At 50.8% G+C, this 21804-nt stretch carries 16 protein-coding genes; 11 read left to right on the top strand and 5 right to left on the bottom strand.

Annotated elements, in window-relative coordinates; translation table 11 throughout:
* Positions 1-17: 17 nt before the first annotated feature.
* Positions 18-3911 carry a malectin domain-containing carbohydrate-binding protein gene (locus tag H5P27_RS18480; protein WP_185661902.1) on the top strand — a complete coding sequence of 1298 codons (3894 nt, stop codon included), beginning with the start codon at positions 18-20 and terminating at the stop codon, positions 3909-3911.
* Positions 3912-3931: 20 nt separating this feature from the next.
* Complete coding sequence (locus H5P27_RS18485; RefSeq protein ID WP_185661903.1) at positions 3932-5761, top strand: tetratricopeptide repeat protein; 1830 nt, start codon at positions 3932-3934, stop codon at positions 5759-5761.
* 23 nt (positions 5762-5784) lie between these two features.
* Here H5P27_RS18485 and H5P27_RS18490 read toward each other — a convergent pair whose 3' ends face one another.
* Both H5P27_RS18490 and H5P27_RS18495 read right to left on the bottom strand, forming a co-directional pair.
* Positions 5785-6021, bottom strand: a complete 237-nt coding sequence (locus H5P27_RS18490; protein ID WP_185661904.1) for a DUF1059 domain-containing protein — start codon at positions 6019-6021, stop codon at positions 5785-5787.
* 53 nt (positions 6022-6074) lie between these two features.
* Positions 6075-6632 (bottom strand): hypothetical protein, encoded by a 558-nt coding sequence (locus tag H5P27_RS18495; RefSeq protein WP_185661905.1) that lies wholly within the window; start codon positions 6630-6632, stop codon positions 6075-6077.
* Positions 6633-6820: 188 nt separating this feature from the next.
* On the opposite strand from H5P27_RS18495, the gene H5P27_RS18500 reads away from it, so the two are divergent.
* The 3 genes from H5P27_RS18500 (at position 6821) to H5P27_RS18510 (ending at position 10983) form a co-directional block, all read left to right on the top strand.
* The gene (locus H5P27_RS18500) at positions 6821-7003 is read left to right on the top strand and encodes a hypothetical protein (RefSeq protein WP_185661906.1); all 183 of its coding nucleotides are present in this window, start codon (positions 6821-6823) and stop codon (positions 7001-7003) included.
* 239 nt (positions 7004-7242) lie between these two features.
* The gene (locus H5P27_RS18505) at positions 7243-10050 is read left to right on the top strand and encodes a glycosyl hydrolase (protein WP_185661907.1); all 2808 of its coding nucleotides are present in this window, start codon (positions 7243-7245) and stop codon (positions 10048-10050) included.
* Between the two features lie 291 nt (positions 10051-10341).
* Positions 10342-10983, top strand: a complete 642-nt coding sequence (locus tag H5P27_RS18510) for a hypothetical protein (RefSeq protein ID WP_185661908.1) — start codon at positions 10342-10344, stop codon at positions 10981-10983.
* A gap of 33 nt (positions 10984-11016) precedes the next feature.
* On the opposite strand, the gene H5P27_RS18515 is transcribed toward H5P27_RS18510, so the two are convergent.
* The gene (locus tag H5P27_RS18515; RefSeq protein ID WP_185661909.1) at positions 11017-11733 is read right to left on the bottom strand and encodes a ZIP family metal transporter; all 717 of its coding nucleotides are present in this window, start codon (positions 11731-11733) and stop codon (positions 11017-11019) included.
* Positions 11734-12001: 268 nt separating this feature from the next.
* On the opposite strand from H5P27_RS18515, the gene H5P27_RS18520 reads away from it, so the two are divergent.
* Together H5P27_RS18520 and H5P27_RS18525 are read left to right on the top strand one after the other, a co-directional pair.
* Positions 12002-12163, top strand: a complete 162-nt coding sequence (locus H5P27_RS18520) for a hypothetical protein (protein WP_185661910.1) — start codon at positions 12002-12004, stop codon at positions 12161-12163.
* A gap of 77 nt (positions 12164-12240) precedes the next feature.
* Positions 12241-13029 carry a metallophosphoesterase family protein gene (locus H5P27_RS18525; RefSeq protein ID WP_185661911.1) on the top strand — a complete coding sequence of 263 codons (789 nt, stop codon included), beginning with the start codon at positions 12241-12243 and terminating at the stop codon, positions 13027-13029.
* A gap of 42 nt (positions 13030-13071) precedes the next feature.
* Here H5P27_RS18525 and H5P27_RS18530 read toward each other — a convergent pair whose 3' ends face one another.
* Positions 13072-14175, bottom strand: a complete 1104-nt coding sequence (locus H5P27_RS18530; protein ID WP_185661912.1) for a diacylglycerol/lipid kinase family protein — start codon at positions 14173-14175, stop codon at positions 13072-13074.
* The gene (locus H5P27_RS20150; protein ID WP_185661913.1) at positions 14168-14812 is read right to left on the bottom strand and encodes a phosphatase PAP2 family protein; all 645 of its coding nucleotides are present in this window, start codon (positions 14810-14812) and stop codon (positions 14168-14170) included. The genes H5P27_RS18530 and H5P27_RS20150 overlap by 8 nt, the downstream gene beginning before the upstream one ends.
* A 398-nt stretch (positions 14813-15210) precedes the next feature.
* Between H5P27_RS20150 and H5P27_RS18540 the strand changes: the two genes are divergently transcribed.
* The 4 genes from H5P27_RS18540 to H5P27_RS18555 are packed head-to-tail and all read left to right on the top strand — an operon-like array spanning position 15211 to position 21731.
* Positions 15211-17511, top strand: a complete 2301-nt coding sequence (locus tag H5P27_RS18540) for an endonuclease/exonuclease/phosphatase family protein (RefSeq protein WP_185661914.1) — start codon at positions 15211-15213, stop codon at positions 17509-17511.
* A gap of 1 nt (position 17512) precedes the next feature.
* Positions 17513-18187 (top strand): TVP38/TMEM64 family protein, encoded by a 675-nt coding sequence (locus tag H5P27_RS18545; protein WP_185661915.1) that lies wholly within the window; start codon positions 17513-17515, stop codon positions 18185-18187.
* 23 nt (positions 18188-18210) lie between these two features.
* On the top strand, positions 18211-20472 hold the full coding sequence (locus H5P27_RS18550; RefSeq protein ID WP_185661916.1) for a glucosidase family protein: 2262 nt from the start codon (positions 18211-18213) through the stop codon (positions 20470-20472).
* A complete protein-coding gene (locus H5P27_RS18555; protein ID WP_185661917.1) occupies positions 20469-21731 on the top strand; it encodes a glycosyltransferase in 1263 nt (420 codons plus the stop codon). Before H5P27_RS18550 ends, H5P27_RS18555 begins: the two co-directional genes overlap by 4 nt.
* Positions 21732-21804: the final 73 nt, after the last annotated feature.

Below are 21804 nucleotides of genomic sequence, written 5' to 3' on the forward strand. Positions count from 1 at the left end.
CCTGCAGACAGTTTAAGATGCCATTTACCCAAAATCTTGTAGGACGCTGCCTAAGCATCGTTTGCGTTTTAGCTACAACCTGCCTTGGCTATTCTCAAATTCCAATTGAAACGCCCTATCGTGGCCACCAGCTTCTGGATACAGACTGGAGAACGACTGATGTGGAACCCTCCGATGAAGAGGATTGGCTTTCGGAAAATTTCGACGACCAATCTTGGGAAAGCGTCTCCGTTCCTCATAACTGGGATTCTTACGAGGGATACCGCCAGGTTAAGCACGGAGTGAAACACGGAAGCGCCTGGTATCGAAAAACCTTTAACGTCACCCCTGAAGAACAGGATAAACAAATCAGCCTATTCTTCGAGGGAGTGGGCTCCTATGCAACCGTTTGGGTTAACGGCAAGCAAGTCGGCACTCATGCCGGAGGCCTGACTACTTTTCAGATCGATATCAGCGACGCTGTATCCTACGGAAAGACCAATATTCTCAGCGTACGAGCAGATCATCCCGATGGCATCCGCGACCTGCCTTGGGTTTGCGGAGGGTGCGAGCTCGCTTACGGATTCTCGGAGGGCACGCAGCCTTTTGGAATTTTTCGCCCTGTGCACCTTGTAACGACGAATTCCATACGGATTGCTCCGTTTGGTATTCATATTTGGAATGACGATTCGGCGACTGAGACTGGAGCAACCCTTTTCATAAAGACGGAACTGCAAGGCGCAGAGGCAAGCGAATCCATCGCTCTCAAGCACAGTTTGCTGAACCCGGATGGTCATTTGGTCGCAGAAACTTTGACCAAGGAATTAGAACAGCCGATTCAACTATCGACCAATGAAGTGAAGCTCTGGCACCCGGATCATCCGCATCGTTACACCGTCCTGACTCAAGTCCTACACCAGGGCCGAATCGTGGATGAAATTCGCACCCCCTACGGAATTCGAGTTATCACTTGGCCAGACTTAGCGGGCCCCACGGACGTGCCTCTCCTCATAAACGGAGAACCCTTCTTCCTCAACGGTGTGGCCGACTATGAGCATTTGCTCGGGCAGAGCCACGCCTTCTCCGCAGAGCAGGTCGCAACCCGAGCATCCAAGATCGAGGCAGCAGGCTTCAATATTTTCCGTGACGCCCACCACCCGCACAATCTTCGCTTCAATCAAAGGTGGGACCAATCTGGCATGCTTTGGTGGACCCAATTCGGTGCTCACATCTGGTTCGAGAACGATGCGTTCTATTCCAACTACAAAAAACTTCTCCGCGATTGGATCAAAGAGCGCCGGAACAGCCCATCGCTAATCCTCTATGGGCTGCAAAACGAGAGTAAACTCCCTGCATGGTTCGCAGAAGAATGTGTCGAAATTATCCGCGAACTCGACCCGACTGCCAGCAAGCAGCGCCTCATAACCACTTGTAATAGTGGGGAAGGTACAGATTGGGACGTCGCCCAAAACTGGTCCGGCACCTACGGAGGCGATCTCTACAATTACGCGAACGAGATCCGCAAGCAGCGTCTAGTGGGAGAATACGGAGCTTGGCGTAGCATCGATCTACACACAGAGGGCGGTTTCATCGAAGATGGCGTGCTATCAGAAGATCGTATGACTGCCTTGATGGAAACCAAAGTCCGGCTCGCCGAAACGGTACGGGACAAAGCGATCGGCCATTTCGCTTGGCCTATGACCACTCACCAGAACCCGGGGAGAAACGTTGGGGCACAAGGCCAGCAAACAACAGACGGTATCCGCGAATTGGATCAAATCGGCCCCGCCAACAACAAGGGACTGCAAACGATTTGGGGCGAACCGCTCGACGTGTTCTATATGTATCGGAGCAATTACACCGCTGCAGAGGAGGATCCCATGGTCTATATCGTGTCCCACACCTGGCCAGATCGCTGGACTGAACCCGGTTTGAAAGACGGTATCATCGTGTATTCAAATTGCGATGAAGTAGAACTCTTCAACGATTTGGGAGAATCCTCCTTAGGCGTTCGGACCCGTGGTCCTAAAGGAACTCATTTCAAATGGGACGCAGCGGATATCAAATATGATACCCTATATGCTGAGGCTCGAATGAATGGAGAAACAGTCGCCACTGACATAATCAAGCTACACCATTTGCCCCCCGCTCCCTTAGCCACTGCGGCCAACCTCGAGGAACCAGCAATCCAATCCAAGCAGGAAGAAAAGCATTACCTCTACAGAATCAATTGCGGTGGCCCCGACTATACCGACTCACAAGGCAACCTTTGGCTAGCGGATCAATCTTATCGCAACGAAGCGAGTTGGGGAGCGAGATCGTGGGGGGACCGTTTTGCCAACCTGCCATCGGAGTTTGGAAGCAAAAGACGTGTCTACCAGCCCGTGTCCGGAACCAAAGACGATTCGTTGCTACAGAGCTTTCGCTACGGGCGAAAGGAACTCAGCTATCATTTTGACCTGCCCAATGGTGACTACGAAGTAGAACTCTTTTTCATTGAACCTTGGTATGGAGCGGATGGATCAAAAGACGTTTCTGGATGGCGAAAATTCGACATCGCCTTGAACGGAGAAACGCGTATCCAGAACCTAGATATTTGGCAGGAAGCTGGTTTTTCCTCTCTCTTCAAGAAAACTCTGCCCGTACAAATCGACGACGGAAAGCTGGTTCTATCCTTTCCAGAGGTGAAGTCCACTCAGGCCGTTATCTCGGCCATTGCGATTTCATCCCCTAAGAAAACCCAAGGACTGGCCCAGACGAATCGACTTTTGACGAGAGTTAAATCGAGCCACCCCGACACGGAAGCCAAAACCTGGCTAGATACGGGCGACAAGCTATTCAAAGATCAATCGACAACCCTAGCCCATCTCTCCTTCCCGTTGCGCGAAACCGAGTGGATCCAAACCAACAGGGAAGCAGTGGTTGACAGCACCTTTTCAATTTCCGCTTCTCTTTCACAGGACGCTGACCTCTTTGTAGCTGCACTCGACGCTCCGTCTCCTTGGTTAAGCGGTTGGGAACTCACCGAATTCGACTTGGCAACCGCGAACCCCGATCAACGCGAAGTCCCCATCTACCGGAAACGTTTCCATGCGGGCGACAAAGTTAAACTTGGAAATGGAAGATACCTAGCCATGGCAAAAAGACGTTCCCCTCCTGCTCCAGCAACTTCCGTATCCAATTTTCGAGTTACCGGAAGCAATGCCCCCGAAGCTTGGCAAGCGATCGCCAATCTTCGTACTGGACGAGCTCTTTATAGCGACGCCGGCCCCAGCATCGAACGCTTCTACTCCCGCCTAAGCGATTGTGACTGGCTACGCGGACCAACAGCAGACGCGAAAAATGAAAAGCTAGAGGTAAGTTTCGAGGTAGCAGACCACACCGAGATCTACATCGCCCTGGATCCTAGAATCCAGGACAGACCTCAATGGCTTCGGGACTGGATACCAACCAACTATTATCTCCAACTTTTGGGGTCAGACCGTATCAGCATGTTGAAACGGCGTTACGCGCCGGGAGATACCGTCCACCTAGGAGCAAACGGCATATTGCCTGACGACTCCACGGCTAAGCTCTACTCAATAGTGGTTCGTTCCGTGCGCGAATCTTTCACCAGACCCATCCTCACTCACTCTCCTGATAAAGGTCTGGCCGAGTGGGAAATCTACGTCGGTGTTGGTGACCGCTATGGACTTAATATTCCGTATCAGTACGACGGTGACACTCCGCTCGAAGCTAAATTGGAAATAATCGCTAGCGATGGAGGCCTTATTTGTGACGATTTTTTCGAAATAGCTCCGACCACTGGAAACCCGGTCCGCGACGTCATTCGGCTTCGCACTTGCGATAGCATCAATGCAGGAGACTACATTATCAGGTTCACTTTCAAACCTAACGGCGAGCTAAGCTTTCGCCATGTGGTAGTGGAGTAGTCGCTAAAAATAAGAGCACCATGAATAAACAGCTTAAGATGACATTCGAGCCGTTCAGGTTTATGCTTGTCGTATTCCTATGCGTGTTCGCAGCTCCATCTTGTTTCGCTAAGGGTGAACCTTTGGATGTTTTCGAACTCGACCCGGTAAAATCAATGGGAAGCTTCGAATTGCCCGACGAGGAGGAATGGAGCTACGGGCAACTGGACGAATTCGAAGTTCTATCCAACGCGAGCGAGATAAACACAAAAAAGCTTTTGAGCGATTTCGGCCGGTTCAGAGACGCCTTAAACTTTGTACTTCCGATACGCCCTACCCCTAAAGCAAATGCAAGATTGATACTCTGTGGTTCGAAAGGAGAATTTTGGAGATTCACAGAACGCGTGGGAGAGAGCAGGAACGGAGTATTCAGCCTTCTGTTACAAAACGACTCCCAACTCGCTATTGTGCTAAATATGCAATCTCGGTATTACAATACCCGGATAGACACCGAGCCCGTAAGTCTCGAAATCGACTATCGAAGGCAGCTATTTCGCGAATATGCAAAATTCCTCCTAGCAAAAGACAAAAAGCTCCCCCCTTGGCTTCTGGAAGGATGGTTGCAAATCGTCATGGATATAGAGCTCTACGATCGAATCATCAAATTTGGCCAGCTCGACATGGATCGAGGCATACCAGATCCGAATGCAATTCCTAGAGGTGGGAATTTTGATTCAGTATACGAAGCCCTAGTCTTCGCTGGTGTAATTTCTGAAACAGCGGCTGAAGAGGGCGAGGATGAAATGCTAACCGCTGCCCCCGTGCAAGCGGAGGAGATGGATGCAGTGCCCTTAGACGCTGTGCTTGAGTTCTGGACCCAAGACCCACCTTTCCATATAGCTCTCGCAAAGCAAATTCTTATTCCGCTCCAAGAAATGTTCTCGTACCCGATCGAAGAATACGAAGAGCTTAATCGCCTGACCGACTTGCTATGGGCTAAGCAGTGTCACGTGTTTGTCCACTTTTGCAACTACGCCTCGAGAGGAAAGTACAAGCAGTCCTTCGATCTATTCGTGGAGCGATTGAAAACAGAAGAGCCAAGCGAAGAGCTATTTGAAGAGTGCTTCGACATGAGCTACCGTCAGATGACAAAAAAATTCGAAGCTCACATTCGCTATCCGTACCACAACTACCAATACGTCAAATTAAATAAAGATCAGCCCTTAGCCTACCCGGAGGTAGAGCTTCGTTCCGCTTCACAGTCCGAGATCGGACGCATCAAGGGAGATGTCCAACTCCTCGCCGGACTCACCGATAGAGCAGTACTCAGCTACAAGGTTGCTCTCAAACGCGACACAAACAACCCGCAATTGCTCGCCGCTTACGGACTAGGCGAATACCAAGCTGGCAACCAAGAAAAGGCTTACGACCTCCTCCTTAAAGCGACATCCAATGGAGTCAACAGAGCCGAAGTTTGGGTAGCTCTCGCCGACATAACATTGACCAAAGCCCTCAAATCTCCGAACGAAAACGGACAACTTTCCGCAGAGCAAATGCAGGCAATTCTGCTGCCACTCTTGAAAGCCCGATCCCTGCCGCCTGCCTTGCCTCAGACCTATAAACTCATGGCGAAGGCTTGGGACCACAGTTCCATTCGTCCAAACGCAATCCAAGTAGAACTCCTCAGCGAGGGTGTTTTGGCATTTACGGAAGCAAGCGAACTAGCCCTCTCCACTGCCCATTTCTATGAGATGCTTGCCGATATTGACCATGCCCGGCAAGCAGCGCGAATTGGACTCAAAAACGTTCGCGATCCAAAGCTACGCGAGCAATTCGAGCGAATATTGTCTGAAACAAAAGTCGTTCGCTAATTCGTCTGAGAGGCGTCGACTAATCAGACCTCTGGAAGAGCCTCAAACTCTTTACGGCGTTCGTCCATCCACTTGTTCATCTCTTCAGGAGACTGCATAAGCACCATCATCTTTTGCATCGCTTGCATGTGAGCAGCGTCACCCTGCTGTAGCATCTCCATCCCATGAGCTTTACTCTTTTCCACTAACTCTTCGAAAGTCTCAGCTTCAAAAACGTGATCGCAGGCACCGCCTACTTGTTCGCAAGTTACTCTTTTCATGGTGTTATTGGGTATAATTTGTGGCCCTCGATTGAGCCTCGCATGCCATTCCTCTACCCAGCTCGGTACAAGCCTTTTTTCAGTATCCGTCGGAGCAGCTTTTCGAAGACCCTACGGGCCGAGGCTTCAAGGTATTCTTCCATTTCCGCACTCGAGCCTGCCCAAGTCAAAGTGGACTCAACCCCAATCGATCCTTTCAGATTGTGATTGTTCTTAAGAGCATCGATAAACTTCGCTTGAGCCGAACACTCAAAAGCGTTCGAACCAACATACTTCCAATCAGCAATTTCAATGATCAGCTCCGGAACGTATTCCACGCTTTTCCCTTCCTGAAACCGTAAGGTATAGGCATAATTTAGCGGCGATGATTTGATAGCATCCTCAAAAGCATCTCGTAACAACCGTTCCCGAAAGGGGGCAACCCTTGCGTCCATATCGCTGCTCTTGTCGATGATCGTTACAATTACAAATGGGTGCCCATTCACCTCTGCTAAAGGGGCATCATCGAGAGAAGTATCCTCTCCTTGCACATGCAGTGTACCGCCTGAAGCTATAAACGAGAACAGCAGAGATAAACGGAAAAACGTTTTGAGAGAGATTCGTGAAAGCATGGGATTAAGGGAGGGTAAAATTTAGAGAAGTCAGGCCGCACCATTTAGGAAACGTTCCGACAGTCTCGACGCATGCAATCTTAGGAGATCCTCAGAATTAGTCGAGCGATGATGCCGAAATAAAGCACGTGTAAGTCTCCCTAATCAGATCCCTCATCCACGCTGAACTCGCTCTGACAAATTGAGAAATGAAACTCATCGAGCTGCAAAAAACGAGAGTTCACCATGCGTATCCGCCTACTCGTTACCAACTTTGGGCTAAGATAAAAATGAGCGATACCCCGATTTTCGAAGGCAGAAAAACTAACGGAATAATACCCGCCAATAACGGGATCCTAGGGAATTTCGATATCACGCTCCTTTTCGAATAGTAATTTTTGGATACGTTCTCTCAAGCCCCTAAAATTCTGATTGGATCAGGCTGAAAAGGCTCGCCTTGTCTCGGCAAAAAATGAGAGAAAATGACCAAGACCCACATCATTTTGGGTCCGACAAATGAGCCTTCGCTCGCTCGCGTTTTCGATCGATAAAGGTCAAAACCAAACGTGAGATGGGCATTGTAGAGAACTGCCTACAAATCACTCCCCCCAGCCCCAACAATAAATTTCCTATGTCTCCCCTCTCCCGTCGACGCTTCCTAGAGCTTAGTTCCATAACCGGCCTCGGACTTCTGCTTGCCCCGCTCGCTTGCTCCAAGGCGGGCCACGCACAACCAAGTAGCGAACTGGCCAAACTGTTTGCCAACCCGCCTCGCCCCTTCCAGCCCAAATTCCGCTGGTGGTGGCCGCATGGCTTGGTCGATCCAGAGGAAATCCGAAAGGAGATTGATATAATGGCCGATGCAGGCTTCGGCGGAGCTGAAATCGCGGATGTGCATCATAGCGTTCGCGTCGATATGTCTTCCGAAACTCATGGCTGGGGAACGAAACCGTGGCAAGATGCAGTCGAGGCTGCATTAGATCAGGCACAGAAACGGGGGTTGAGCATCGACCACTCCATCGGCCCTAGCTGGCCCGCAGCGAGTTGCCTGATAACTCCAGACCATCCGGGAGCGACGAAGGAACTAGTCACCGTAATTACTCCTTGGGATTCTAGCAAAACCTTCGACGGGGAAATTCCCGCTCCGGATACGCCTAAAAGCGGGGCGAAAGCAGAACGTTACGCTTTGCAAGCCGCCCTTTTGTCAGCGGGCAGTAGCGCGACTGACAAAGAAATGTCGGTTGATGGAGATAGCCTTATCGACCTCACCGACGCTGTATCCAATGGTGTCCTACACTGGAAACCGACCCAATCGGGCTCGTGGATCATTCTTTCCTACTGGCTTCGCGGCTCCGCTCAGCAGCCGGAAGGTGGACCTCACACCAAACCAGAATCCTTCGTAGTAGATCACTTTAGCCAAGCTGGCACCCAAGCCGTTAAAGACCTTTGGAAGCAAAAGGTGCTGACTCCAAAGATCGAAAAACTCATAGCGTCCGTGGGTGGAAATCTCTTTGAAGATTCCATCGAAATGGAAACCCATGAGACTCTTTGGACTCCATTGCTCCTAGAAGAATTCGAAAAACGCCGTGGCTACTCCCTCCTTCCCTACCTTCCTCTGGTAGTCCAAAAGAAAGAGGACCACATAATCGACTTCGAAGGTTTCGACTCCGGACATATTCGCCATGATTGGTGGCAAACGCTTTCAGAGCTGTTTTTGGAAAATCATTTCGAGGCTTTAAAGACTTGGGCACGCAGCCTTGGCCTAGGATTCCGCGGGCAACCTTACGGACTGCGTACCGACGCGATCCGAGCAGCGGCAACACTCGACATTGCAGAAGGAGAATCCCTCGGCTTCAAAAATTTGGATGACTACCGCTCGCTGGCTGGAGGCAGAGATATGGGAGGAAACAAAATCCTCTCCAACGAAGCGGGAGCCTTTGCTGGCAGCGCTTACGGCACAACTTGGAAGCGGGTTCTGAGAACGCTAAACCCTCAATTCGCAGCCGGAGTTAATCAGAGCGTTTTGCACGGCTTCGCTTATGCGGAAGCCCCCACCGCAAAATGGCCAGGCTTCGCCGCGTTCTCACCCTACCACGGACGCACCGGCTACTCCGAGGCCTGGGGCCCGAGACAACCGAGCTGGCAGCATATCAATGACATATCCGGCTATTTTTCTCGAGTTCATCTCATCCTACAGCAAGGCCAACCTCAGGTGGATGTGGCATTTCTCAGACAGAAAGGATACGCAGGGTCGGGCTTCGGAGCGCCTTGGTTCAGTAAAATTGGCGTATCAAAAGGTTGGACACATGAATTCATATCCCCGTCTACCTTAGAGCTGCCCACAGCCAAAGTTCGGAACGGCATGCTCAACCCTGACGGAGCCGCTTTCCAACTTTTAGTCTTCGAGGGCGACGCCTTCCACGGACGCAAATCAACCTTCGAATTGCCCGCAGCCAAAAGGCTTCTTGCTCTAGCCCAAGCCGGCTTGCCGATTCTCGCAGTCGGCGACTGGTCCGATCCAATGCTCTCTGGAAAAAGGAATTCGGAAGCAGAGAAGGAGCTAAAAGCTATCTTCTCGCAACTTCTATCCCTAAAAAACGTGGCCAACGTGCTGTCTCGCGAAAATATCGAATCGGGCGTTAAGGAACTAGGGATCTCACCTCGTCTCACTCATTCTCAAGCCGAAATAGTGCACGCTGAGCGACTGACGGATTCCGCGCGTTATTTCTATTTTTGCAATAATTCCGAAAAAGATGAGCAAGAGACAATGGTCCAGATACCAAAGCAATCCCAGCTCGCTTACCTTTATCAGATGGACCTCTGGACAGGCGAAATTCAGGAACTGGCCAGCAATGATGCAGAGTCTGATGCGACTACCTTCGAAATGAAGCTTAGCCCTCGCGATTCAAAAGCGTACGTTCTCACCAAAAAACCATTACCCGGAATATCTGTTTTAGAAACAAGCCATTCAAATCAGGATCCAAATTCTTTAGTCCTAAAAAGCTGGATACTGGACGTGGAAAGCTGGATTCCAGGCGATTCGCCTTCCAAGACAATCAAGGTAAAAAGATCCACTTCCTTAGACACCCTCCCCTTATGGTCAGAGCTGCAGGAATTCACCGAAGATTCCGGATTATTGACCTATAGCTGCGAATTTGAAGCGAATCTGGATCTCGCCCGGAGCCAGACTGCTACTCTTGTTTGGGAGCAGCTATTCGACACAGTTCAAATCACGCTCAACGGCAGAAAACTCCCTCCTCACAATCCATTAAAGCGGGAGGTAGAACTCGAAGGATATCTGAAAACTGGGAAAAACCGACTTTCCCTGCAGACGAGCACGACATTGAACAATCGTCTACGGGTATTTAATCCTTCCGTTTACGGAGACAATAAGCTCCAGCTCTACGGGATAAGCGGAACGGTTAAAGTGACCTGGTAAATCGCCAAGTCGCAGTTTCAAAACTGCCCCTCAAGATTCTTTAAGACCTGGCGGCGAGCCGCCGTTCACTTCTGGGCTAACGGCGTCATTCAATTGAGGCAAAAGTGTCACTTTCGCGGATATGCGTTGGTCTTGCGCGATACCTGCTTACATTTTTTTTATAAATGTACGTAGATTGGACATCCCTAAAACGGGGCCCGAGTTGAAAATCGATCTAACGCCGAAAAACCAAGCATGAGATTCCACCGACCAAAACTGACGTCTTTTCTCCTAGCGAGCTTGCCACTAATAATGACCCAGCCTCTGTGGTCTCAGCAGACTGTTTTTGAGCTATCTAGCCTTATCCCCAGCGGCACGGTGTCACTGGACCAACCCGGCTCTGTTTTCAAAGGTGACGGCTACCTGCAAAGCCGTCTAAACGACGAAGGCTACCACGAGGGAGTATTCGAAATCGACGTAAACCACTCCACCGAGCTCACCGTAGACATCTCCAGTTTATTCGGACAAGAGATCGAATCTGCTTTCTTAAACTTCGACCTCTTGGACGAGAGCAACGCAGCAGACATCTTTGTCACCTCTTTCACCTCCGACGGTTTTCTGTCATGGTCAGCCTCACCCATAGACAATTTGGGAACACTCACTTTCGAACTACCTGCGAGTGAGAGTCATAGCTTGGATGTTACCTCCCTCGTGGCCGCTAGCGTGGAAAGCGAAAGCGAATGGCTTGGCCTTCACTTAGGGTTAGCCTCCTATAGCGAAACAAATATGCTAGGCTACACTTGGACTTCAGGCTTCGAGGCCGCTCCTGACCCAGGACGGGCAAATGTTACTCTGGCCGTTGTAACCGCCGTGCCCGAAACAAGCACCCTACTTGTGCTTGCAGGCTCTGCAATTGTCACCCTGGCTCTATCCCGTCGCCGAAAGAGCGCTTAAGCGTTCCGAGAGAACTCCTTACCAGTTCGATTCTCAGCCGCCATGAGCTAGAATGTGGCCCGTCAAGCCAAGCGCGAACCCTACCACCGCGCCAAACGGAGGAGCCCAGCTTTTTTCGAGATTCGCCTTTGGTGCGATGTCCTTGAAGACTAGATACAAAATAGCGCCCGCCGCCCCCATCTCGATAGCAGCCAACGCTTGAGGCTGTTCACTCAGTATAAAGTAGCCAACCAACCCAGCGAGCGGGCCTAGAAACGCCATTCCTACAAAACTGGCCAGAGCTACACGCGGTTGTATTTGCGTACCTGATCTCAGCTCCCTATACGCGTTGAAGCCTTCTGGTAAATTCTGCAGTGCGATCATCAGAGCGAGAACTCCTCCGGATGAACTCCCCACGGAAAACGCGGCTCCTAGGGCAATCGACTCGGGGACGAAGTCTGTGAGCATCGCCACCAACTGTCCCGCGTCCGATTCTCGTTTACTGAGAAAAATGTCTAAGACGAGGACGCCTATGGCTCCGAGAAAGAAACAAACCAAGGATGCAGAGACATCAAGTTTCTCAATCCCATCTGGAACCAACACCAAAGCAACTGCTGACAACAACGCCCCGCCACCAAAGGAAATCACGCTGTGCCTGAATTCATTTTCCAACCAATCAGGCTGAATCTTCTCGATTCTGGCCAAAAACGCTCCGACCGGCATGGCAAATCCGGCCATAAAACAAATAGTTAATACGCTAAGAAGTGACATGGTATGCTAAGACGCGTTGAATAAATCGCGCCAGCCTTGGCCCGACAGAAAGTCACCCCTGAATTCCAAACGTGCGGCAAATCAGAGTGATGCATTCTGCAAATAAAGTTCCTTTGAAACAGGGCTTTTTGCATTTATACGAAAAAGACAAAGACAGATCGGTAAGGCCGTTTATGAATATTCCGGCCATAGGAGCTTACTCGCCCCCTTAGCGGCACTCAGAAGAACCCTCCGACCCAATTGGCACGAAATATGAAATGAAGCAGGCATGAATACCATACTAACTATACTCATGTACTTCGCTATCGCTTCTGTAATCCTCTTTGTAGTCGGACTGGCAATACAATCAATGCAAAGCAGCAAGAAACCCAGCAAAAGCGAACAAACAAACCTCAAGGAAGGTCAATCCTACATCAATCAGTCTGAATAGCATTGGAGTCTTCCAACAGAAAGTTAGACTCGTCTCGCTCACAGCTTAGCGGGACGAGCCCTTCCCTAATAGTCCATTTGTCCGACTTGCACTTCGGGCGAACCCAGTTCCGCATCGTCGAGGGCTTGCTCAAGGACTTGCGTCAGCTGAGTCCCGAGCTTGTCATCATCAGCGGTGATCTGACGATGCGAGCCCGAAGTCGCGAATTCGAAGAGGCTAGGTCGTTTCTAAACCAATTACGCTGCCCTTGGCTAGCTGTCCCAGGGAATCACGATCTGCCCGCTTGGAGCATACCAGCTCGTTTCCTGCACCCATTTCATCGATACAAACGCTACATAACTTCTGAGATGATGCCCACATTTGAGGCACCTCACTTTGCAGTAGTGGGTTTGAACAGCGCTCGACGAAGCAACTGGAGCAGCTTAGATTGGTCTAGAGGGCGGATAAACAAAAAGCAGCTCAACGCTATGGCCAACTGGTTCGACACTGTCGCTTCAGATAAACCAAAAATAGTCGTTGCCCACCACCCTTTCATACTACCTCCTCAAAGCACTAAACGCGGGACAGTCGGCCGACTTGAGGCGTCTCTATCTGTATTTAGTAAATGCGGAGTTTCACTCGTATTGGCTGGACACTTACACCAGGCACATTGGGCCAAACTTCCCACTGCCGAAAACTCAAAAGTGAAAACACTCGCCCTTCAAGCTTCCACCTCCACCTCGACGCGGCTGAAAGGCGAATCCAATTCCTACCACACCATCCGCGTCTTCGAAAACGAATTCGATATCCACTTACGATCCTGGGACGGCTCTCGTTTTGTAACCACTCGACAGCTTCAACACGAGATCGTGACTACTCGAAGCTAATAACGCAGCAGCGAGACGAAAACATAAGAACGAACAAAATCTCTATTCTTCGCTAGCCTTAGGATCAAGGACTAGCAGAGCTCGTTTCTTCAAATCCAGTTTCAGCGGTACTTTAAACTTCGCAAGCTCTCCATCTATGGCGAGCAACACCTTTTTTCGTCGCAAAGCATTGATGGATAAAGTCGCGGCAGACTTCACCTCCAGATCCGGATCCTGAGCAGACCGACCAAGTAGGAAATTGCCTATCATTCGGAATAGCGACCATGCGGAACTGTGCTTGGAAACCAACAAGGTACACTTGCCTCCTTCCAGACTCTCTCGCTTTGGGATGATTCCAAAATCATCTTGGAAGTGACCGGGAACAACGATCAACATACGTGATTTAACCCGTTCAGCTTTTGTACCATCCATTCCAAGGGATAGCTCCATTTTAGGGGAGGAAAGAAAGGCTTTGAAAAAATCACTGCCCAACTTGGTAAACTTTCGCCACCAATTACGCCCGTGGAACTCTTCGCTCTTATTAAGCAACTCGGGGTAGACGCCTAAAATTGCCATACATAAACAGAGTCGATCACCCAACTCTAATGCATCGATCTCTCGAGTGCGTCCCGGATACAGGGAGGCTACAGCATCCAAAGGTTCCAACGGCGAGCCCAAGTCTCTGGCGGCCAGATTCAATGTTCCAAAAGGAAGTATCCCCATCGGTATATCCGAACCTAGCATCAGTCGCGCGATCGAGTTGGTCGTACCGTCACCTCCTCCAGCGATCAATCCGCCAATCTTCCTGCTCTTGGCTGCAACAACAGTTTCCTCGATCTCCTCGCCTTTCACGAGCTTCAAACCGGGTTCCCACCCATTGGCTTTAAGTCTCTCCAGAAGCTCAGCCTCAAAATGGTCATCCCAAAGATCGCAAACAGTACCCGACTCTTTGTTCACCACAACGACGCACTTATTTAGTTCATCGTTTGGTTGGGCTAATGGATCCGTAGAAGTCTCAGCCGCATGGCTCCTCCCCTCAACCCCAGTTGATGTAGCCTCCACAGCTATAACCGAAGTTTTCTCAGCAATCGATACGCTCTTTGTGCGGTCAGCAAACGAGCTATCAGACTTAAGCTCGGAACTTACATCCAAATTTTCGCTACTCATAGTTGGTCTCCTCATCCGTTATAGCGAAGGTTTCAGTCTCTCTCCGGGGCAGGAAATTTTGCGCGATCAGCCACCATCCGGTAGCCCATGTACCACCCGCCAACCAACCGCCTATCACATCAGTGGGCCAGTGTACCCCGAGGTAGAGCCGGGTGAGTCCCACCGAAAAGGTCAAAGCAAGAGCTAGTATAAGAACGTACGCCTTAACGAAGGCCCGTGGTTGTGTGCTGGATACAAGTGTACCAGCGCTTAAAAAGATAACGGCAGAGAGCAGAGCGTGCCCGCTGGGGAAGCTCATAGAGAGCGTGTGCATCTCGTGCGGCACGATATCAGGCCTAGGCCGATTGAAGAACTGCTTGAGATAGGTGCTCAAAACGACGCCGCTCAAAGAACTGGCAATGATGAAGCCACAGGCTCGATGTTTGCCCGATATCCAAAGAAAAATGGCGATTGCTCCGGTGAATAGAATAAGTAAAGCGAAGCTTCCAAGCGCCGTCACATCTCTCGCCGCTTCTTCTAGCCAAAGCGGGCCGACCGGATCAGATAAGTCACCCTCAACCCGGAGCGAAAGGAGTATCGCTTGGTCGAATCGCTCGAACGCATTTCCGCCTGCGAGTTTACCAAGGAAAAAAATCACCCATCCTCCCAGCAAAAGCAGCGAGAATACGGCTAACCACCGACGAGCTTTGATTCTCGAGGGAGGAATGGATCTATAATTCGGAGAGGCTTGGATCGACACGAATTCGCTACCGCAAAGCTCGTGCCATACACGCTTCCAACCTATTTCTCTGCTATCAAACGCGAATCAGGAAACTTCATTTTGCTTAATGCAAGACACAGGATTTCACCGCATTGCAAATTGATCGATCGCGGCGATAGCGTTTAGAGCCCATCGTCATCAAGCTGTATTGAATTACCGATACATACCTAGCTTCTACCTGATATTCTGTTACTTACAAGATGTGTCGAGACGCGGGCTCTCGCCTAAAATCAGGATTGGCGCAGATTTGGCAAATAAGGTGGGTACCGCGTTATATGAGTACCAATCCTCCACATTCTATTCCACCTCGCGAAACAGGCGTTCTGCTGCTGCAGATCGACGGGCTCTCGCAATTTCAGTTCGAACGTGCCGTCAAATCTGGACGTATGCCCTTTCTGAAGAGCCTGATGGAAAAGAGGGATCATGCCTTGAAAACGTTTTACCCCGGACAGCCAAGTTGCACCCCTGCCGTGCAAGCGGAGATCCACTACGGCGCGCAGTGCGCTACTCCCGCGTTCAGTTTTTACGACTCGGAGGCGAAACAAGAAGTCCGCATGTACGATGCTGAATGGGCTAGCCGCATCGCCCAAGAATCTGAAGAGCAAGGCGACGGCTTGTTAGAAGGAGGTTCAAGCTACGCTAATATCTACACAGGAGGAGCTGAAAAGGCGAAATACTGTGGAGAACTGAATACATTTTCGTATTGGGTAAGCGAACTATCGATTCTCAGATTGTTGCGGCTCGCGGTCAAGAACCCAACAGACACGATGCGGCTCGCGAAACTCCTTGTTGCGGAGCTAGGCGTGGGAATTTATGACGCCGTCCGAGGAATACTGACACGTGGAGATCTAGCCGCAGAGCTCACCTTCATTCCCGCGAGACTCGCTGTCGCAATCACACTAAGGGAGGCAATCCGTGGAGAAGTAATCGAAGATCTAAACAACGGATTGCCCATTATCCATGCTAACTTTTTTGGATACGACGAAGCAGCGCACCGGAGAGGGCCACATTCAAGATTCGCTCACTGGACTCTCAAAGGCATTGATAAGACGATCAAGAAGCTCTACAGAGCGGCAGAAAATTCCGACGCTAGAAACTATCGCATCATCGTCTTCTCCGACCACGGACAAGAGCATACCGTACCCTACCATGAGGAAGCCGGGAAAACGTTAGCCGAAGCGACCAAGGATATCTTTTCCAAGAAGGAAGGCTTCAAGTTAAGTCCAAGTAGCAGCTTGGACGCCTTCATGGAACGCTCGAAATCCATCGTAGAGACAAACTTCGATACAAACGAAGATTCAACACGAGAATCGACCCGTTGGATACATCTCCAAGCGATGGGGCCAGTTGCCCATTGCTATGTTGATGAAGGGCTAAGAGCAGAGGAAAAAGCAGGCTGGGCGGAGACTTTTATCCAAGAGGCAAATATTCCCACCGTGCTGTTTGAACGAGACGACGGCAGCATAGCCTGCCACATGGAAGGAGAGTCAGGAGGTCTTGATGTCTTGAAGAAACGTCTAGATTCGCGCGGGCACGAGTTTGCAGAAGAGACCATCGATGACCTTCGGATCCTGGCTCAGTCGAAATACGCTGGGGATCTCATTTTCCTTGGGTGGAGGCCAGCGGGGAAACCGCTGACTTTTGCCGATGAACGAGGAGCTCATGCGGGCCCCGGAGCCGAGGAGTGTCGCGGATTCGTGATGTTGCCAAACACCGTTAATTGGCAGCCCCAAGCCATGCGCCCGAGGGATCTACGCGAAATTGCCATGCAGCAGTTGGGCCGAATAGATACCAAACGCGACCAAATCGAATCAGCCCCGGTACCCTCATTGGATTCGCTACGCGTCATGAGCTACAACGTTCACGGCGGAGTCGGTTCAGACCGACGGCGAAGTGTAAGTCGCCTCGCTAAAGTGATGAGGGAATCCGAGGCGGACGTCATCTGTTTTCAGGAAGCGTTTGAGAATCCAGACAACCCAACGCATTCGCTAAAACGCTCCTTAGAGGGGGTCTGGGACACCCCAGCCCATTACGCTTTCCAGCCGTTGCACACCAAACGCGGTACCCAGTATGGACTGGCCATCGCAAGTCGGTACCCATTCAGAATTAAAAAGAGCGCTGCTTTCGATCTGGAAGACCCGAGGGTTGCAAACCGCGAGCCTAGGGGAGCGATCTGGATCGAGATCACCCCGGAAAGTGGAAACTGTATCAATATCGTAAATACTCATTTAGGTTTGAGTTCCTTGGAACGTGAGCTCCAGTCGCGATCCCTGACCAGTGATCAATGGCTCGGCACGCTCGAAGACTATGATCAGCTGGCAGTGTGCGGTGACTTTAACGCAGGGCCAAAGGGTTTAGCCTATCTCGCTTTCGCAAACAAACTCGCCGATTCCCAACTACTGGCCAACAGAGGCAGGGCAAAGCCTTCGTTCGTCTCTTGGGCTCCCTTTCGACGCATCGACCATATTTTTACCTCACCGCAGATACAGGTACCTGCAGCGGGCGTACTGAGATCTTCTCTCCTAAAACGTGCCTCTGATCACCTCCCCGTCTTTGCAGACATGAAACTTGTTTAGTATGCCAAAACCAACAAAAACAAGAATCGCTTTTTCAGCGGCAATTTTCGTCGCCCTAGCTATTGTGGCGTGGCGACTCGTGGTAACTTACGACATCACTTGGGATGAGTTCAAGGATGCGGTACAAAACGCACCCGCTTGGATTTTTCTACTAACATTGGTATTCCTCCCCCCACTCGGGCTGCCGCTTTCTATATTTCTGTTCGCCGTCGGAGCTCGATTCGGATTAGGCGTGGCTGCGTCGGTCGCATGCTTGGCCATTGTAGCTCACCACGTCATAGCTCTTGGATTAAGCAACACAGTCAGCCGATTCGTATCCACAAGCCAACAACAAGAGGGGCTTTGGCAGAAGCTTGAAGAAAAGGCAGGGGGAAATTCTAGTAAGCTTTTATTTCTCTGGGGACTACTTCCGGGGTTACCGTACGTGGTTAAGATGTATTTGCCGCTCGCGATGGGGGTAAAGGCCTCCCCTTACTTGAAGTGGAATAGCTCCGGCCACGCCCTAGGGGCCATCCTGTTCGTAGGTTTTGGCAACGCCGTATTCGACGGTGTGGGTGTGGGAGCAATAATAATCATAGGGCTCGGCATCATCCTCAGCGTAGCAATCAAGCTCTACAAACACCGACTGAAAAAGTCCGAGCAAGGACAGGGACTCCCCTCCCCTGACGCTACCTAAGCAACACCAAACGAAATATAACTATGGGCATAACAAAATGGATACCTTGGCAGTTGATAGCCAGAAAAGCGGCTAAAGCTTACGGTTTCAATGATCCGGTCGAGACACTAAATCGAATCAGAAAATTCAGCCGACCCTCCGAAACGAATGAACCGATTGAGCTCCTGCGAGCCGGCTTCGCCTTTCACGCTCGCGGCTTGGCCAACACCAAGGCCATACAAAACAATTTAGATTGGATATGGCCGTTCTGGATACAAAAACAGTATAATCCAAAGGATGAGTCCTTCATTCCTCGAGCTTTCTCTTTCAGCCATATCAACTTGACCCAACGAAACTGGACTGCGGTGGGTCTGCCCGACTGCGAGGAATATTCGATAGTCGATCCACGCGGACTTGTTACACCTTTCCATGACTCATGGTCCATCGACTTCTGGATGGTTACAGATAAGGGCACTTGGTTCCTCCCGTGCAAGGAGCGCTATGTAACCCAAACGATGCGAACAGGAGAAGATCTGGCGGTCATAACCAAGTCTCGCAGAGACGGCATGTCCATCACGAGCGAGGTCCGCATGGAACCTGATAGTAAAGGTGAGGCAAGGCTATCGGTCAAAATCAATGCCGAATCTCGATTCTCAGGACAACTGGTGTACGCAGTCCGTCCTTACAACCCTGAGGGCATTCAATTCATAGATGCGATCTCGTTCGACACCGAATCCAATGAGCTCGTTATCAACGGAAAGGACCGTATCCGGTTTTCTGATTCAAAGGTGCAGCTTTCCCTGAGCAACTACAAGAAAGGTGATGTCGCACACTTCCTGAACGAGGTTACAGAAGAGAACAGCATCCACTGCGAAGCCGGCATGGCAAGCGCGGCCGCTTCGGTCAACCTGAAGGCATCAACGCCTTACCATTCCGAAATCTCGATACCGATCAAGATCGGTGAAACCTCTGGGAGCGTCAGTTCTTGGTCAGAAAAGCTCAAAGGCACAACTCGCATAAAACTACCCAACGAAGCCGAGCAAAAGCAGTATGAGAGGTCCCTACAGACCCTCGCTCTGCTAAGTCCTAAAGACATTTATCCGGGCCCTTACACATATCGTCGCTTTTGGTTCCGCGATGCGTGTTTGATCGCACACGCTCTGCTGAGAACCGGTCAGGAAGAGGCTTGTCGACGAGCCTTGGAGGAATTTCCAGCCAGACAAACAAAGGATGGTTATTTTCGCTCCCAAGAGGGTGAGTGGGATTCCAATGGTCAAGTGCTCTGGATCTACGACCTCTACGAGAGAATGACCGGAAAGGAACTGCCAGAGGCCTGCTTCGACACCATCAAACCGGCCATGAAATGGATAAGCAACAAGCTCTGCCAAGAGCCGGGCTCCGCTCATCACGGTTTGCTTCCTCCCGGCTTCAGCGCCGAACATTTCGGTCCAAACGACTTCTACTACTGGGACGATTTCTGGGCTGTGGGAGGACTCCGGGCAGCCCGTGACATATTGCTCCGTAGAGGGATGAATTCCTTCGCATCCACTGCCGAAAAGAGCGCTGATAAGATATTAACACACATCGAAGATTCACTGGATTCACTTTCATCACAGCGAGCTAAGGGCCATATGCCTGCTTCGCCCTACCGACGCCTTGATTCCGGAGCTATCGGTTCACTCGTATCGGACTATCCGCTACAGATCTGGGATCAAGAGGACAGCCGGATTCGAAAGACGGCTGATTATCTCTATAAAAATTGTCTAGTAGACGGGGCATTCTTCCAGGACATGATCCACTCCGGGCTGAATATCTACCTCACTCTAGATTTAGCTCAAACGTTCCTACGGGCCGGTGATCCGCGTTGGGAAGAACTCGCCAATCGTTGCCTAGAATTATCCAGTCCCACGGGGCAATGGCCAGAGGCGATCAATCCTCGAACACTAGGCGGATGCATGGGGGACGGTCAGCACGCGTGGGCCGCGGCAGAGTGGCTTCTTTTCACACTGAACCGATTTGTTCGCGAGGAGAATGACAGACTCATCATCGGTTCTGGCATATGCGAGAGGTGGATAGAGTCGGGAGAGACTTTGACGCTCGAAAACGCGCCGACCTCTTACGGTCCACTTTCCCTCGAGGTCATACCGTGCGACGAAGGTTCTATCCGTATCGAGATCGATCTGTCGTCCCGAACAAATGAAAACCCTTTGATCGAGTACCGAATACCTGGATACGATATCAAATCCGGTCGAAACATTAAACAAGTCGAATTGGTGCCTGAAAACAGAACCGCTACAATATCATGAAAATAGCTATGTTTACCAATACATACCTGCCTCATGTAGGCGGGGTTGCACGATCCGTTAGCTGCTTTGCGGAAGCGTATCGTAAACTCGGGCACGAGTGCCTCGTCATAGCTCCAGAATTCGAGGAGGAGATTCCAGACGAAAAGCACGTCTATCGCGTTCCTGCCGTTACCAACTTCAACGATAGCGGGTTCTCTTTCAGAATCCCATTCGCGGGTGATGTTGGCAAAGCATTGGATGAATTCGAACCGGACATCATCCACGCTCACCACCCATTCCTGCTCGGGGACACTGCCCTACGCTCTGCCTACTCACGAGATCTACCCATCGTATTCACTCACCATACACTCTACGAGGAATACACGAACTACCTTCCCTTCGACAGCGACTTCACCAAGAAAGCGGCCGCCGAGATCGCAACAGGCTTCGCCAACGGGACTTCCATGGTTTTCGCGCCCAGCGGGAGCGTGGCTGATCTAATCAAAGAACGCGGAGTCGAGTCACCTGTCGTAGTTCAGCCCACTGGAATCGCCGTGCAATCTTTCGCTTCAGGGCAAGGGGACAGATTCCGTTCAAAGCACGAAATACCTGCTGATGCGATGGTGATTGGGCACGTAGGGCGTATTGCTAAAGAAAAAAATCTAGCCTACCTAGCGGAGGCATGCTGCACGGCAGTGACGGACCTAGAAAATGCGTATTTTGTCCTCGTTGGCAGCGGCGAAGAGGAGGACGAAATCCATTCTATCATCGAGAAAAACGGCCTAAGCGAACGCTTCTTGGCAACCGGTTCTCTCAGTGGAGACGACCTCTACGACGCCTACGCTAGTTTCGATATATTCGCCTTTGCCTCGCAAAGCGAAACGCAAGGACTAGTACTTGCAGAGGCAATGGCGGGCGGCGCACCGGTAGTGGCGCTCGACGCCCCCGGAGTTCGCGATGTGATGACCGATGGAGAAAACGGAATAATGCTAAAGGCGGAAGCCACCCCAGACGAGTTCGCAGCCGCTACAGTGTCTGTCCTCACAGAATCAGAAAAACTGGAAAAACTCCGCAAAGGAGCGTCCGAGACAGCAGAAGCGTTTTCGGAAATGAACATGGCCCGAAGCGCGATAGAGGCCTACGAAAAAGCCATCAATAGCCACACCGGCTGGATAGAGGAAACCGGTATCGAGAACTTCGACAAGATCATCGCCAATATCGAAGGCGAGCTTCAGCTACTGAAGGTAAAAGCCTCCACCATAAGTGCCGCTTTAGATTGATTTTAGCCGTTATTCTAAGGTCGATCCTCAGCTATATTAGCCAATCCCAACTCAACAAAGGACTTACATTTAA

Origin of the sequence: Pelagicoccus albus, from assembly GCF_014230145.1 — a bacterium.
GTDB lineage: Bacteria > Verrucomicrobiota > Verrucomicrobiia > Opitutales > Opitutaceae > Pelagicoccus > Pelagicoccus albus.